The sequence below is a fragment of the Pseudomonas quebecensis genome, from assembly GCF_026410085.1.
GTDB lineage: Bacteria > Pseudomonadota > Gammaproteobacteria > Pseudomonadales > Pseudomonadaceae > Aquipseudomonas > Aquipseudomonas quebecensis.
On sequence record NZ_CP112866.1, the window covers coordinates 2,803,635 to 2,819,798 of the forward strand.

At 62.9% G+C, this 16,164-nt stretch carries 9 protein-coding genes; 3 read left to right on the forward strand and 6 right to left on the reverse strand.

Annotated elements, in window-relative coordinates:
• Nucleotides 1-3 precede the first annotated feature (3 nt).
• Complete coding sequence (locus OSC50_RS13160) at nucleotides 4-498, reverse strand: MgtC/SapB family protein (RefSeq protein ID WP_266249055.1); 495 nt, start codon at nucleotides 496-498, stop codon at nucleotides 4-6.
• Nucleotides 499-617: 119 nt separating this feature from the next.
• Between OSC50_RS13160 and OSC50_RS13165 the strand changes: the two genes are divergently transcribed.
• The 3 genes from OSC50_RS13165 to mapR all read left to right on the forward strand — a co-directional run bounded on the left by OSC50_RS13165 (nucleotide 618) and on the right by mapR (nucleotide 3,937).
• Nucleotides 618-857 (forward strand): DUF3203 family protein, encoded by a 240-nt coding sequence (locus tag OSC50_RS13165; protein ID WP_253507089.1) that lies wholly within the window; start codon nucleotides 618-620, stop codon nucleotides 855-857.
• A gap of 184 nt (nucleotides 858-1,041) precedes the next feature.
• Nucleotides 1,042-2,451, forward strand: coding sequence for a cytochrome c oxidase accessory protein CcoG (ccoG, locus tag OSC50_RS13170; RefSeq protein ID WP_253507086.1), 1,410 nt, complete (start codon nucleotides 1,042-1,044; stop codon nucleotides 2,449-2,451).
• A gap of 76 nt (nucleotides 2,452-2,527) precedes the next feature.
• A complete protein-coding gene (mapR, locus tag OSC50_RS13175; protein WP_181081838.1) occupies nucleotides 2,528-3,937 on the forward strand; it encodes a GntR family transcriptional regulator MpaR in 1,410 nt (469 codons plus the stop codon).
• Between the two features lie 703 nt (nucleotides 3,938-4,640).
• Here the strand turns inward: mapR and OSC50_RS13180 are convergent.
• From OSC50_RS13180 to OSC50_RS13200, 5 genes are all read right to left on the reverse strand, one after another.
• Nucleotides 4,641-6,737, reverse strand: a complete 2,097-nt coding sequence (locus OSC50_RS13180; RefSeq protein WP_266249054.1) for a putative bifunctional diguanylate cyclase/phosphodiesterase — start codon at nucleotides 6,735-6,737, stop codon at nucleotides 4,641-4,643.
• 200 nt (nucleotides 6,738-6,937) lie between these two features.
• A complete protein-coding gene (locus tag OSC50_RS13185; RefSeq protein ID WP_181077341.1) occupies nucleotides 6,938-8,389 on the reverse strand; it encodes an efflux transporter outer membrane subunit in 1,452 nt (483 codons plus the stop codon).
• Nucleotides 8,386-11,493: an efflux RND transporter permease subunit gene (locus OSC50_RS13190; RefSeq protein ID WP_181077340.1), complete on the reverse strand. Its 3,108-nt coding sequence runs from the start codon at nucleotides 11,491-11,493 to the stop codon at nucleotides 8,386-8,388. Before OSC50_RS13190 ends, OSC50_RS13185 begins: the two co-directional genes overlap by 4 nt.
• Nucleotides 11,494-11,605: 112 nt before the next feature.
• Complete coding sequence (locus tag OSC50_RS13195) at nucleotides 11,606-14,698, reverse strand: MdtB/MuxB family multidrug efflux RND transporter permease subunit (protein WP_266249053.1); 3,093 nt, start codon at nucleotides 14,696-14,698, stop codon at nucleotides 11,606-11,608.
• The gene (locus OSC50_RS13200; RefSeq protein WP_181077336.1) at nucleotides 14,695-15,993 is read right to left on the reverse strand and encodes an MdtA/MuxA family multidrug efflux RND transporter periplasmic adaptor subunit; all 1,299 of its coding nucleotides are present in this window, start codon (nucleotides 15,991-15,993) and stop codon (nucleotides 14,695-14,697) included. Before OSC50_RS13200 ends, OSC50_RS13195 begins: the two co-directional genes overlap by 4 nt.
• Nucleotides 15,994-16,164 lie beyond the last annotated feature (171 nt).

A 16,164-nucleotide genomic window follows, 5' to 3' on the forward strand; every position in this document is an offset into this window, starting at 1 on the left:
TTGTCAGTCCTTCTCGAAGCGCTTGACGATCATCGGCACCACGCTGAATACCGCCAGCGCCAGCAACGTACTCAACACCGCTGTCGCTTCGCGCCCCATGCCCGCCGCCACGCCGATGGCGGCGGTCATCCACAGCCCGGCCGCGGTGGTCAGGCCCTTGACTTGCTGGCCTGCCTCGTCCTCCTTGCCTTTGAGAATGGTACCGGCGCCCAGGAATCCGATCCCGGCAATCACCCCTTGCACGACCCGACTCATGGCATCGGCCTGGTTGCCGGACATCTGTGGCACCAGCACAAACAGTGCCGCGCCCAACGCCACCAGCATATGGGTGCGCACCCCGGCAGCCTTGCCCTTGTGCTCGCGCTCAAACCCCAGAATGCCGCCCAGGAGCGCGGCGATCAGCAAGCGCACGGTGATCTGGGTCACTTGCCGCGCATCGCCGATATCGGCGAACTCAGCCTGCAGGGTCACCCACACTTCATCCCACCAAGCGTCCATACACCTTTCCTTTCTAATTATGGGTAAAGGATGGACAGCGGCGACCACCAGTCAGTTGCCGGGAACGTCGGGCACGTGCCGACGCCCTAACGGCTGAATGTCTATGAAAGGAGAACGCCATGCCTGTCCGTATCGATAACCAGACGTGTTTTTTCAAGGTCAATGACGAAGGTCGCGAATACAGCCTGCCGGCCGCGGAAGTAACGGTAAGCACCGACATGCCCCGCGCCATGTCGTATGTGGATGTAGGTGCCGAGCGCGTCTACATCACCGAACAGGAGGCCGCCGCTCTTACGGTGGCCGGCGCAATCGATGGGCGCCAGCACAAAAAGGTCACTGAATCGGGATCGGCGATTTGATTGATCTGTATCAACGCGCAGTGCAACCGACTGCACCCTGATAGCCCTGGGGTGCAGCACACTGACGCAGGCCTGCGCCTGCAGAGCATCTGATCCGCTTTTTATCGTTCCAGCTGAGTCTGTTCTGCAAACGGCTTGCCGCGCATAGTCCATTGGCCTGATGGAGGCTGATGAGCGAACGACCATGAGCGAACGAATCCCTACCGTGGAAATGTTTGAGCCTGTGCACCCAAAGAAGGTCAAGGCCAAATCCAGCGACACCCTGATCCATACCCGCAGCTTCACCGGGCTGTTCCGCACCTTGCGCGTGTTCGGTGCCGGCTTTCTGTTCGTGGCCTTCTTCGGCACCGTGTGGCTGAACTGGAGCGGCCGGCAAGCCGTGCTATGGGACCTGGCGCAAAGCAAGTTCCACATTTTCGGTGCGACGTTCTGGCCCCAGGACTTCATCCTCTTATCGGCGCTGTTGATCATCTGTGCCTTCGGCCTGTTTGCCATTACGGTCTTCGCCGGGCGCGTCTGGTGCGGCTACACCTGCCCGCAAAGCTCGTTCACCTGGCTGTTCATGTGGTGCGAAAAAGTCACCGAGGGCGAGCGCAACCAGCGCATCAAGCTGCAAGCGGCGCCCTGGAGCCTGAACAAACTGGCGCGGCGCTCGGCCAAGCACACGTTGTGGCTGGGCATCAGTGTGCTGACCGGTCTGACCTTTGTCGGTTATTTCACCCCCATCCGCCCGCTGGCGACGGAACTGCTGACCTGGCAGATGGGCGGCGTCAGCCTGTTCTGGGTACTGTTCTTTACCGCCGCGACCTACCTCAACGCCGGCTGGCTGCGTGAAGCGGTGTGCATGCACATGTGCCCCTACGCGCGTTTCCAGAGTGTGATGTTCGATAAAGACACCCTCACCATCTCTTACGACGCCGCGCGTGGCGAGCAGCGCGGCCCGCGTAAACGCGAGGCCAGGCCGGCCGACCTCGGCCTGGGCGATTGCATCGACTGCCAGCTGTGCGTTCAGGTGTGCCCCACCGGCATCGACATCCGCGACGGCCTGCAAATGGAATGCATCGGCTGCGCGGCCTGCGTCGACGCCTGCGATTCGATCATGGACAAGATGGGCTATGCGCGCGGCCTGGTGCGGTACACCAGCGAACATCAACTGCAGGGCGGCAAGACACACCTGCTACGCCCTCGCCTGATCGGCTACAGTGCCGTGCTGCTGGTGATGATCGCCGCGCTGGTGGTGGCCCTGATGCAACGGCCGATGGTGTCGCTGGACGTGACCAAGGACCGTGGCCTGTTCCGCGAAAACAGCCAGGGCCTGATTGAAAACATCTACAGTCTCAAGGTCATCAACAAGACCCAGCAGCGCCAGCAATACCGGGTGGAGCTGGTGGAAGCCGACGGTTTCCAACTGCAAGGCAAGACCGAACTGAGCCTGGCGCCGGGGGAGATCGTCGATGTGCCGGTGTCGGTCACACTGCTGGCGGACAAGCCGGCGAGCAGTTCGCAGACGCTGCGCTTCAAGGTGACGGATGTGGATGAGCCGTGGGTCTACAGCGCGGCTGAAAGCCGCTTCGTGGCGCCGCTCAACCGCTGAGCGCGCGGTATCGAAAAATGATGATGATCCAATGTGGGATCTGCACTCATATAAAAAACATAAGTTTAAGGCCCCCATGAAACGCTACGAAAAATTCGCCGACGACATCGCCGAACTGATCCGCTCCGGTGTCCTGGGGCCTGGCCAGCGCGTGCCGTCGGTGCGTTATGCCAGCCAGACGTACGGCGTCAGTCCCTCTACGGTGTTCCAGGCTTATTACCTGCTGGAGCGCCGTGGACTGATCCGCGCCCGTCCGCGTTCCGGGTATTTCGTCAATACCCACGCACCGCGCCCGTTTTCCGAGCCGGTGGTGAGCGAGCAGGTGCATGAATCCACCGAGGTGGATGTGAGCGAACTGGTGTTCTCGGTGCTCGACTCGATCAAAGACCCCAACACCGTGCCCTTCGGTTCGGCGTTTCCCAGCCCGATGCTGTTCCCGTTACCGCGCCTGGCCCGCTCCCTGGCCAGCGCCAGCCGGGAGATGGACCCGCGCCTGGTGGTTACCGACATGTCGCCGGGCAACCCGCAATTGCGTCGGCAGATTGCCCTGCGCTATATGGTCGGCGGCCTGATGCTGCCCATGGAAGAACTGCTGATCACCAACGGCGCCCTCGAAGCGCTGAACCTGTGCCTGCAGGCCGTGACCGAGCCGGGCGACCTGGTGGCCATCGAAGCACCGGCGTTCTATGCCTGCCTGCAGGTTCTGGAGCGTTTGAAGCTCAAGGCGGTGGAGATCCCGGTGCACCCGCGCGACGGCATCGATCTCAATGCCCTGGCGCAAAGCCTTGCGCGCTACCCGATCAAGGCGTGCTGGAGCATGACCAGTTTCCAGAACCCCATGGGCGCCACCCTGCCCGAAACCAAAAAACAAGCGCTGGTGGAACTGCTGCGCAGCCACCAGGTGCCGTTGATCGAAGACGATGTGTACGCCGAGTTGTACTACGGCCAGCACGCGCCCAAGCCGGCCAAGGCCTTCGACACCGAAGGCCTGGTGATGCACTGCGGCTCCTTCGCCAAGAGCCTCGCGCCGGGGTATCGGGTGGGATGGGTTGCCGCCGGGCGCTATGCGCAGAAAGTCGAGCGTTTGAAGCTGATGACCTCACTGTGCCCATCGATGCCGGCGCAGGCGGCGATAGCCGACTACCTGCAACACGGCGGCTACGACCGGCACCTGCGCAAATTGCGCTATGCCCTGGAGGAACAGCAAAGCGCCATGCTCGCTGCCATCGGCCGCTACTTCCCGGCACAAACCCGCGTCAGCCAACCGGCCGGTGGTTACTTCCTGTGGCTGGAACTGCCGGAACAGATCGACTCGTTAAAACTGTTCCAGATGGCATTGGCCCAAGGCATCAGCATCGCGCCGGGGCCGATCTTCTCCGCAACCCAGCGCTTCAGGAATTGCATCCGCTTGAATTACGGCAGCCCCTGGACAGAAGCGTCGGAAAAAGCGATGGAGACGCTGGGGAGGATTGCGCGGTCGTTTTGACTGGAACCGAAGCGTCAGCCGGGACACGATCATCGATCGGCACAGAGGATTATCGAGCAAAGCCCGGACCTGCCGCGCTTTCTGGAAAGCCGTGATCATTACCCGCTGGCCGACGCGCTCAAGTGGCAGATCAACGGTTTCTTCAATGCGGGCTACGGCATCCGACTAAAATCCGAAGCCAGCCTGCTCAGCGAGTTTTCCAGTAAAGGTTATGCCGCGCTGCGTTATGTGTGGATATGAGCGCATTGGTAGCATCCTGGTCGGCTGTGAGGCCGCCATCGGCGGCATAGATATTCTTAAAGGCTGACAAATAACTTTGTGATAGCGGGCTTGTTGTGGTGAGCAGGTTTTCTGTGGTGAGCGGGCTTGCCCCGCGCTGGGCTGCGAAGCGGCCCTATCTCAGGCGATGTGGTTTAGCTGACACACCGAGTTGCCTGGGTTTGGGGCCGCTTCGCAGCCCAGCGCGGGGCAAGCCCGCTCACCACAACAAGCGCCTCACCACAGAAAGCCTGCCCACCACCAGAACCTCATTTTCCAAGGCTATGTTTTTACCGAAGATGTGCAGCCACCAACCCTAACCACGATGCGAAGCGAGCCGCTCTTGCTTTTGACCTCAGGCGCCCCGCTAACCAGGCTGGCCGGATTACGGGCACACCCAGCCTGAGCGAGGTGCCGAGTGGGGCGAAGCGTTTTTGAGACCCCCTCAGCCCAGGTTTTTGTCAGGCGCCGCGGCGTCTTCGGCACGGCGAATATCGGCCATGAAACCGTCTGCCGGCAGCGGATGGCCCAGTAAGTAGCCTTGCAGGGAGTTACAGCCCAGGCGCGTCAGAAAATCCTGCTGCCGGTCGGTTTCCACACCTTCGGCCACGATCCGCAGCCCCAAGGCCTGGCCGAGGGCGACGATGGCCGAGACGATGGCGGCGTCGTCGCTGTCGTGTTCCAGATCACGCACAAAGCCCCGGTCGATCTTCAGCTCGTTGGCCGGCAGGCGCTTGAGGTACATCAGGCTGGAATAGCCGGTGCCGAAGTCATCAATCGACAGGTCGACACCCATGTCGGATAGCTGCTGCAACACGTTCATGCTCGCGTCGGCATCGCTCATGGCGGTGGTTTCGGTGATTTCCAGGGTCAGGCTGTTAGGCGGCAACTGATGGCGTTCAAGCGCGGCAGCGACGCTGTCGACCAGCCCGGCATGGCAAAACTGCAACGCGGACAAGTTCACCGCAATGCGCCACTCTTCATAACCCTGCACGTACCACACGCGCATCTGGCGGCAGGCTTCGTTCAGCACCCATTCGCCGATGGGAATGATCAGCCCGGTTTTTTCCGCCAGGTCGATAAACGTCGCGGGCATCAACAGACCCTGTTGCGGATGCTCCCAGCGCAACAAGGCTTCGGCGCCCACCGCAATGCCGCTGGCGGCATCGAACTTGGGCTGGTAATACAAGCGAAACTGCTGCTGCTCCACGGCATTGCGCAGGTCCTGCAACAGCTGCAGTTGTTTGCGCGCATTGGTGTTCATCGACACATCGAAAAAGCTATAGCCGTTCTTGCCCAGCCCCTTGGCGTGGTACATCGCCGCGTCGGCATTCATCAACAGGTCCTGCGGGGTACCGCCGTTGCCGGGGAACAACGCGATACCGACACTGGCAGAGATTTTCAGTTCGTGTTCGGCCACCTGGAACGCGCGGTTGATCAATTGCACCTGGCGCTCGGCAAGACCGAGGGCGTCGTCCGGCTGGCTGAGTTGCACCAGCAGTACAAACTCGTCACCGCCAATGCGCGCCAGGGTGTCGTGGCTGCGCAAGTCCTCGCGCAGGCGCAGGCCCACCTCGCGCAGCAATTGGTCGCCCAGATGATGACCAAAGGCATCGTTGACCGGCTTGAAGCCATCCAGGTCGATAAACATCAGCGCAAAGCAACCGCCTTGTTCCTCCACCGCCTGCATGGCCTGTTGAATGCGATCGGCGAGCAGGCTGCGATTGGGCAGACCGGTCAGCATGTCGTGCAGGGCCAGGTGGGTCAGCTCCTGGTTGGCCTGGGTCAGGGACGTGGCGAGCACGGCGGTGCGCGCTTCCAGGCGGGCGTCGAGCAATGAAGTCAGCAAGGCGATGGCAAGCACCGCCAGGGTGGTGACAAGCACCAGGTTGTCCAGGCCGTTGCCGCTCAGACCGTCCAGCGCGGCGGCGCAGTAGCTGTCATCGGCAAAACTGGCCGCCGCCATCCCGGTGTAATGCATGCCGACGATCGCCACGCCCATCACCACTGCGGCACCACCGCGCAGCAGGCGCACATGGGGGGTGTTGCGCCGCAGGTTGAACGCGATCAGCAGGGCCGCGCCCGAGGCCGCCACCGCAATCAGCAGCGAAGCGCCGAACAAGGTCGGGTCGTAGTCGATGCCTGGGGTCATGCGCATCGCCGCCATGCCGGTGTAATGCATGCAACTGATGCCGGCGCCCATCACCAGCGCGCCGAACAGCAATTGCCAGGCGGGTAAACGGGCCTGGCTGACCAGCCACAGGGCGAAGCCACTGGACAGCACCGCGATCAACAGCGACCACGCAGTGATACCGACGTCGAACCCCAGGGCGAACGGCAAACGCAGCGCCAACATGCCGATAAAGTGCATCGACCACACCCCTACCCCCATCGCCAGCGCTCCGCCGGCCATCCACAGGTAGACAGCGCGCCCCTGGGCGGTGGCGATGCGGCCGGACAGGTCGAGTGCCGTGTAGGAAGCCAGGATCGCAACGAACAGCGAGATCACGACCAGCGAAGGGGAATAGCTACCGATAAGCATGACGAGTCTCGCGGGCGACGAGCTGGAACGCCCGTACCGAGTGGCAAAGCGGCGGATTGTAGCGATAAATATTCGGCGACAGTTGAATAATTATCACAAGGCCATCATGGGCTTTTTGACGTCAATCCGCCGGCTCAAAAACGCCCGTGCGCGGCCTTGTGTATCCAGCTGTCCGCGATAGCAAGCGCGAGTGCTGCGGCTTAATCCTTGGCATCGATCGGCGTCTGCCCATCCCAGCCGCCCCCCAGTGCGGCAATCAATTGCACGCTGGCCACCAGGCGCGACTGCAGCAAGGTCAACACACTGCGTTCGTTACTCAGAGCGGTAGCCTGTACGGTGACCACGTCCAGGTAAGCGATCAGCCCGGCCTTGTACTGGTTCTGGGTCAGGCGCAATGACTCGCGTGCCGCCTCCAGCGCTTCGTTGCTGACCACGGCTTCGTCCTCCAGCACCTTGAGTTGAACCATGTAGTTCTCCACTTCGCGGAAGCCATCCAGCACGGTCTGACGGTACTTGGCCACGGTTTCGTCATAGGATGCCACGGTGCGGTCGACTTCCGCCGAGCGCTGGCCACCGTCGAACAGGGTCATGGCCAGTTTCGGCCCCACCGACCAGAAGCGGTTGGGCAGGCTGATCCAGTCGGCATAGGTACTGCTGGAATAGCCACCGGCCAGGCTCAGGGTCAGGTCCGGATAATAGGCCGCCTTGGCCACACCGATATTGGCGTTGGCGGCGATCACCGCGCGTTCGGCCGAGGCGATGTCCGGGCGGCGTTCGAGTAACTGCGACGGCAGGCCGACCGGGATCTGCGGCAACTGCGGAATGTCCTTGCTCACGGCCAGGTTGAAGTTGGCCGGCGCCTCGCCGATCAGTACCGCGATGGCATTTTCCAGCTGAGCGCGCTGCCAGATCAGGTCGATCAGGCTGGCCTGGGTTGTCTTGAGCTGTGTCTGTGCCTGGGCCACCGCTTCTTTGCCCGAGACTCCGGCGCGGTACTGGTTCTCGGTCATTTGCAGGGAGCGCTGATAGGTGTCGAGGGTTGCCTGCAGCAGCCGCGTCTGTTCATCCATCACGCGCAGTTGCAGGTAGCTTTGCACCAGTTCCGATTGCTGGCTCAGGCGCATCGCGGCCAGGTCCGCCGAGCTGGCTTCGGCGCTGGCCTCGTTGGCCTCCAGGCCACGGCGCAACTTGCCCCAGACATCCGCCTCCCAGCTCACGCCCAACTGCGCGTTGAGGGTGTCGCGGATGCCACTGCTGGAGCTGCTGAGGCTGGCACTGCTGCTGCCGGTGCCCTGGCTGGCGCGGGTCTTGCCCACGCTGAGGTCGACGCTGGGGTAGAACGCGCCGCGTGAGCTGCGCACCAATGCCTGGGCCTGGCGAAAGCGCGCCTCGGCCTGGGCCACGGTCTGGTTGGCATTGTTCAGGCGCGCGACCAGGTCATTGAGCTGACGGTCGCCATACAATTCCCACCAGGCGCCACGGGCCAGTGAGTCGCTTGGCGTGGCCTGGCGCCAGCCTTGCGCTTGCTTGAACTGCGCGGGTTCGATGACCTGCGGGCGCTGATAATCCGGGCCGATGGCGCAGGCGCTGAGCAACAGACCGCAGAGTGCCGCTGCCAACAGCTTTTTCGGGGCGAGGGATGAATCGGTCATAGCGCAGTGTCCAGGGCAGCATCGGTCCGTACGCCGCGCCAGGCATTGAAGCGGTGGCGCGCGCGGTCGAGGTAAAGGTAAACCACCGGGGTGGTGTAAAGGGTCAGGATCTGGCTGAACACCAGGCCGCCAATGATGGTCAAGCCCAGGGGCTGACGCATTTCCGCGCCGTCGCCGGCGCCGAGCAGCAGCGGCAAGGCGCCGAGGATGGCGGCCAGGGTGGTCATCAGGATCGGCCGCAGACGCAGCAGGCAAGCGCTGCGGATCGACTCGAGCGGGCTCATGCCGTCATGGCGTTCCAACTGCAGCGCCAGGTCGATCATCAGGATCGCGTTTTTCTTCACCACTCCGATCAGCAGGAACAGGCCCAGCAATGAGATCAGGCTGAACTCGCCACCCAGCAGGTAGATCGACAGCAATGCACCGACACCGGCCGAGGGCAACGTCGACAGGATCGTCAATGGGTGGATATAGCTCTCGTAGAGAATCCCCAGCACCAGGTACACCGCCACCAGCGCGCCGAGGATCATGAACGGCTGGCCCTTCTGCGTCGCCGCAAAGGCATCGGCGGTACCGGCCATCTTGGCGATCACATCCTCCGGCAGGCCAACCTTGGCAATCGCCCGTTCGATGGCGGCTGTGCCCTGCTCCACCGTGAACCCGGGAGCGATGTCGAAAGCAATATTTTCCGAGGCGAACTGGCCTTCATGGCTGACGCGGTCGTCCGCCAGGCTGTTCTCGTAATGGGCGATGGTCGACAACGGCACCCGTGCGCCGTCGGCGGTAATGACCTGCACCTGGTTCAGGGTGATCGGGTCCTGAGCATATTTGGGATTGACCTCCATCACCACCTGGTACTGGTTGAGGCTGTCGTAGATCGTGGAAATCTGCCGCTGGCTGTAGGCGTTGTTCAGCACCCCCGTGACCATGTTCATGTCGATGCCCAGGCGCTTGGCCTGGTCGCGATCGACCACCAGCGTCACCTGCGCCGCCCCCCGGCCTTCGCGGGCGTCGATGGCGGTCAATTCCGGCAGCTCGCGCAGCGCGCCAACCACTTTCGGGTACCACAGGCGCAGCGCGGCCAGGTCACCGCTTTGCAGGATGTAGGAATACTGGGCGCTGGTCTGGTCGCGACTGCCGCCGAACTGCAGGTCCTGGTCGGCCATCAGAAACAGGCGCCCGCCCGGCACCGGCGGCACGTTCTTGCGCAGCCGCTCGATCACCGCCTGGGCCGAGACCTTGCGCTCTTTGATGGGTTTGAGCCGCACCAGCATCACGGCGTTGTTGGTGCCGTTGTTGCCACCGATAAAGCCGGCCACGCTGAGCACTGCGGGGTCCTTGAGCACGGCCTGGCGAAAGATTTCCATCTTCGGTTGCATCACGCTGAACGACAGGCCGTCGTCGCCGCGCACAAAGCCGATCAACTGCCCGGTGTCCTGCTGCGGCATAAAGGTTTTCGGCACCACGATGTACAGCGCCACATTGACGCCGATGGTCAGCAACAGGCTGAGCAAGGTCAGGCGCCGATGGCGCAGCACCCAGTCCAGGCTGCGGGCGTAGCCGGCGACCATGCGCTCGTTGATCCTGTGGCTCCACCGCTGCAGACCGGTCATATGGCCTTTGACGTGGGGCCTGAGCCAGCGCGCGCAGAGCATCGGCGTCAGGGTCAGCGACACCACCAGCGACACAATGATCGCCGCCGACAGGGTGATGGAAAACTCGCGGAACAGGTTAGTGACGATCCCGCCCATAAACAGGATCGACAGGAACACCGCCACCAGCGACACGTTCATCGACAACAGCGTAAACCCGACTTCCTGGGCGCCCAGATAGGCCGCCTTCATCGGCGGCACGCCGTCATCGATATGCCGGGAGATGTTCTCCAGCACCACAATGGCATCGTCCACCACCAGACCGGTGGCCAGGATCAACGCCATCAACGAAAAGTTGTTCAACGAGAACCCGTACAGGTACATCACCGCGAACGTGCCCACCAGCGATACCGGCACCGCCAGGGTCGGGATCAGCGAAGCGCGGAAATTGCCGAGGAACAGGTACACCACAAGAATCACCAGCCCCACCGCGATCAGCAGGGTCATCTCCGCTTCGTGCAGGGTGGCGGTGATCACGGGCGAGCGGTCCATGGCCAGGCTGAGCTTGACGCTGGAGGGCAGCACCGCCTGCAGCGCCGGCAATTGCGCCTTGATCTGGCGCACGGTCTCGATAATGTTGGCCCCGGACTGGCGGTTGATCACCAGCAAAACGGCCGCATCGTTGTTGAAGAAACCACTGTTGTAGCGGTCTTCCACGCCGTCGCTGATCCTGGCCACATCCCCCAGGCGCAAAGCCGCGCCGTTCTGGTAGCGAATCAGCAGCGGCTCGTAGTCCTTGGCCTTTTCCAGCTGGTCATTGGCTTGGATCTGCCAGTTGCGTTCGCTGTCTTCCAGCGAGCCCTTGGGCCGGCGCTGGTTGGCATTGGCGATGGTGTTGCGCACATCGTCCAGGGCCACGCCGTACTGGTCGAGGGCCTTGGGTTCCAGTTCGATGCGCACCGCCGGCAAGGAGCTGCCGCCGATCTGCACCTCGCCCACCCCCGGCACCTGGGACAGGCTCTGGGACAGGATGGTGGACGCCAGGTCGTACAGCTGGCCCTTCTGCAATACGTCCGAGGTCAGCGACAGCACCATGATCGGCGCCTGGGACGGGTTGATCTTCTTGTAGGTGGGCATGCTGCGCATGCCGCTGGGCAGCAGGTTGCGCGAGGCGTTGATGGCCGCCTGCACTTCCCGCGCCGCGCCGTTGATGTCGCGGTCGGAGTCGAACGCCAGAATCACCCGGGTCGAGCCCTGGCTGGAACTGCTGCTCATGGTGGTGATGCCGGCAATCGAGCCGAAGGAGCGCTCCAGCGGCGTGGCTACGGTGGACGCCATGACCTCGGGGCTGGCGCCGGGCAGGCTGGCCGACACCACGATCACCGGGAAGTCGATCTGCGGCAACGGCGACACCGGCAGCAGGTTGAAGCTCACCCCGCCGAGCAACATGATCGCCAGGCTCAGCAGCATGGTCGCTACCGGCCGGCGAATGAACGGTCCGGACAGGTTCATGGGGGGGAGCTCCAAGCGGCAAGTTTCAAGCTACCTGCAAAAGACGTAGGCTGCCCCTGCCGTTCCCTTGCAGCGTGCCGCTTGCCGCTTGCCACTGCTTTCGCCACGCCCATCACACCACGTCCTCAATGTCGGTCTTGCGCCAGCGGCGTCCCAACCGATCGAAATACAGGTAGATCACCGGCGTGGTGAACAGCGTCAACACCTGGCTCACCAGCAGCCCGCCGACCATCACCAGGCCCAGGGGCTGGCGCAGCTCCGCACCGGAACCGCTGGCCAGCATCAACGGCACGGCGCCGAACAGCGCGGCCAGGGTGGTCATCAGGATCGGTCGGAAACGCAGCAGCGCGGCCTGATAAATCGCGGTCTGCGGGTCGAGGCCCTGGTTGCGTTCGGCGTCGAGGGCGAAGTCGATCATCATGATCGCGTTCTTTTTGACGATACCGATCAGCAGGATGATGCCGATTATCGCGATCATGCCCAGGTCATTACCACTGAGCAGCAACGCCAGCAAAGCCCCCACCGCCGCCGAGGGCAAGGTGGACAGGATGGTGATCGGATGGATATAGCTCTCGTAGAGCACGCCCAGCACGATGTACATGGTGACCACCGCCGCCAGGATCAGCAGCAAGGTACTCGACAGCGAGGCTTCGAACGCCTGGGCCGCGCCCTGGAACTGGGTCTGCACGCCCACCGGCATGCCAATGTCTTTCTGCGTCTGGTTGATCAGCTCCACGCCCTTGCCCAGCGCCACGCCGGCCGCCAGGTTGAATGACATCATCACCGCCGGGAACTGGCCGATGTGCGCCACGGCCAACTGGGCCTGGCGCTGCTCCACCTTGGCCAGGCTCGACAGGCGCACCTGGCCGCCGTCGGTGGTTTTTACGTAGATCTGGTTCAGCGCGTCCGGGCCGAGGGTTTCGCCGGACTGGGCCTGCAGCACCACGCGGTACTGGCTGGCCTGGGTGTAGATGGTCGAGATCTGCCGCTGGCCGAAGGCGTCGTACAGCGCATCGGTGATGGTCGAAACGCTGACGCCCAGGCGCGAGGCCGCGTCGCGGTCGATCACCAGGTACACCTGCAGGCCTTTGTCCTGCAGGTCGCTGGCCACGTCGGTGAGTTCCGGCAACTGGCTGAGGGCGTGCACCAGCTTGTCGCTCCACAGCGCCAGCAGCTCGGCGTCCGGCGACGACATGCTGAACTGGTACTGGGTGCGGCTCACGCGGTCTTCAATGGTCAGGTCCTGCACCGGCTGCATAAACAGGCGAATGCCCACCAACTGGTCGATCTGCGACTGCAGGCGGGTAATCACCTGGGCAGCGCTGAGGTCGCGCTGGCCATGGGCCTTGAGGTTGATCAGCAGGCGGCCGCTGTTGAGGGTGGCGTTGTCGCCGTCCACACCGATATAGGACGACAGGCTTTGCACCGCCGGGTCGGCGAGGATGATTTTGGCCAACTCCTGCTGGCGCTGGCTCATCGCCGCAAAGGAGATCGACTGCGGCGCTTCGGAAATACCCTGGATCACCCCGGTGTCCTGCACCGGAAAAAAGCCCTTGGGCACCACCAGGTACAGCACCAAGGTCAGGCCGAGGGTGGCGATGGCGACCAGCAGGGTCAGCGGTTGGCGCTTGAGCACCCATTGCAACTTGCGCCCGTAGCCTTCGATCAACCAGTCGATCCAGGCGCCACTGGCTTTATAGAAACGGCCCTGTTCTTCTTCCTTGGGCTCACGCTTGAGCAGACGCGCGCACATCATCGGCGTCAGGGTCAGGGATACCACCAGGGAAATCAGGATCGCCACCGCCAGGGTGATGGCGAACTCGCGGAACAACCGCCCGACCACATCGGCCATGAACAGCAGCGGGATCAGCACCGCAATCAACGACAGCGTCAGGGAAATCAGGGTGAAACCGATCTGCTTGGCGCCCTTGAGCGCGGCAGCCAGCGGCGTTTCGCCCTCTTCGATATAGCGGGAAATGTTTTCCAGCATCACGATAGCATCGTCCACCACAAAGCCGGTGGCGATGGTCAGGGCCATCAGCGTCAGGTTGTTGATGGAAAACCCGGCCAGGTACATCACGCCAAACGTACCGACCAACGACAGCGGCACCGCAATGGACGGGATGATCGTGGCGCTGAACCGGCGCAGAAACAGGAATGTCACCATCACCACCAGGGCAATGGCGATCAGCAGCTCGTGCTGCACGTCCTTGACCGATGCGCGGATGGTCTGGGTGCGGTCGGTAAGCACGGTGACTTCCAGGCCGGCCGGCAGGTTGTCGGTAATGCTCGGCAGCAGTGCCTTGATACGGTCGACCACCTCGATCACGTTGGCGCCCGGCTGGCGCTGGATATTGAGCAGCACGGCCTGGTTCAGGTTGGCCCAGGCGGCCAGGCGTTCGTTCTCGGCGCCGTCGACAATCTGCGCGACGTCCTTAAGACGCAGCGGCGCGCCGTTGTTGTAGGCCAGGATCAGTTCGGCGTATTGCTGGGGCGAGACCAACTGGTCGTTGGCATCGAGCATCGAGACCCGCGTAGGGCCATCGAAGTTGCCTTTGGGCTGGTTGACGTTGGACGCCGCGATCAAGGTGCGCACGTCCGACAGGTTCAAGCCGTTGGCCGCCAGGGCTTCGGGGTTGACCTTGATGCGCACCGCCTGGCGCTGGCCGCCGGCGATGCTGACCATGCCGACGCCGCTGATCTGCGCGATTTTCTGCGCCATGCGCGTATCGACCAGGTCATTGAGCTTGGGCAGCAGCATGGTCTTGGAGGTGATCGCCAGGGTCAGCACCGGGGTGTCCGCCGGGTTGACCTTGTTGTACACCGGCGGCGCCGGCAGGTCCTTGGGCAGCAGGTTGGTGGCGGCGTTGATCGCGGCCTGCACCTGTTGCTCGGCCACGTCCATATTGATGTCGAGGTTGAAGCGCAGGGTCAGCACCGAGGCGCCGCCGGAGCTGGTGGAAGCCATCTGGGTCAGGCCGGGCATCTGCCCGAACTGGCGTTCCAGGGGGGCGGTGACCGCGCTGGTCATCACATCAGGGCTGGCGCCGGGGTACAGGGTCATCACGCGGATGGTCGGGTAATCCACCTGCGGCAAGGCCGACACGGGCAGCAAGCGGTACGCGATGATGCCGGCCAGGACAATGGCCAGCATGCTCAGAGTGGTCGCGACCGGGCGAAGGATAAACAGCCGCGACAGGTTCATGAACCGACCTTTTGCGCCTTGCCGGCGGTGTCGCCGGTCTCCCCTTTGGCCGCGGGCTTGCCCTGCAGGTGTTGAGTTGGCGTGGTCGGTACTTCGCTGCTGTCATTGACCACTTCGACCTCACTGCCATCCTTGAGGCGGTCGGTGCCTTCCAGCACCACCCGGTCGCCGGCGACCAGGCCTTGCTTGATCACGGTGTTGTCGCCGTCGGTGTCGCCCACTACCAGCGGCTGGACCTTGACCTTCTTGTCGCCATCAAGCTTGTAGACGAAGGTGCCGTTGTTGCCGAACTGAATGGCCGCCGAGGGTGCCAGCACCACGTTGTGCAAGGTGTCGGCCAGCAGGTGCACATTCACGAACTGGTTGGGGAACAGCGCCTGGTCCTTGTTATCGAAGCGTGCCTTGAATTTCAGGGTGCCGGTGGTGACATCGATCTGGTTATCCAGGCTTTGCAGCACGCCGGTGGCCTGAATCTTCGCGTCGCCACGGTCCCAGGCTTCCACGGGCAGCTTATTGCCGGCGTGGTAACGGGCCAGGACCGTGTCCAGGGTATTTTCCGGCAGGGTGAAGGCCACGCTGATCGGCTGGGTCTGGGTGATCACAGCCAGCGCGGTGGTGTCGTTGGCCGCTACCAGGTTGCCCACGTCAAGCTGTCGCAGGCCTACGCGGCCACTGATGGGCGCGCGGATCCTGGTGAATTCGAGGTTGAGCTTGGCGTCATCCACCGCACCCTGGTTGGTCTTGACCGTGCCCTGGTATTGCAGGACCAGCGCTTCGGCGGTGTCCAGGGTCTGTTTGGCGATGCTGTCCTGGGCATACAGGTCGCGATAGCGCTGCACGTCGACCTGGGCGTTCTTCAACTGGGCCTGGTTCTGCAACAACGTGCCCTGGGCCTGGAGCAATGCGTTCTGGTAGCTGCGCGGGTCGATCTCGGCGAGCAGGTCGCCGGCCTTGACCATCTGCCCTTCTTCAAAGGCTATTTTTACCAACTCCCCGCCCACGCGGCTGCGCACGTTGATGGTGTTGAGCGCCGTGACCGTGCCCAGCGCCTTGTAGTACACCGGGAATTCCCCCAACACCGCCGGCGCCACGCGCACCGGCACCGGGCCGGTAGAGCCGCCGAAGCCCGGGCGCGCCATGCCGGTTTTGCCGGTGTGCCCGGCCGGTGCGTCTTTATGGGCCGCGCCGCCTGGCCAGAATTTCCAGCACAGGCCGGCGATAACCAGCAACACGAGCAGGCCGAACAGCCAGCGACGGGAACGACGGGGGGAGGATTGCATTGAGTGGTCAACCATTGGGCGCGAGAGCTTCTTCTTTGGGAGGCTGAAAGATAAGCACTGGGGCGCATTTAGAAAAGCGCCTTTACCGGCTATTTACCTTGGGCTTACAACGTCTGACTTCAGCAGCTCAGTTCAACAGCAATTTGAGCTAAGCACCTGAAGCGCAAATAAAAACGGCCTGGACTA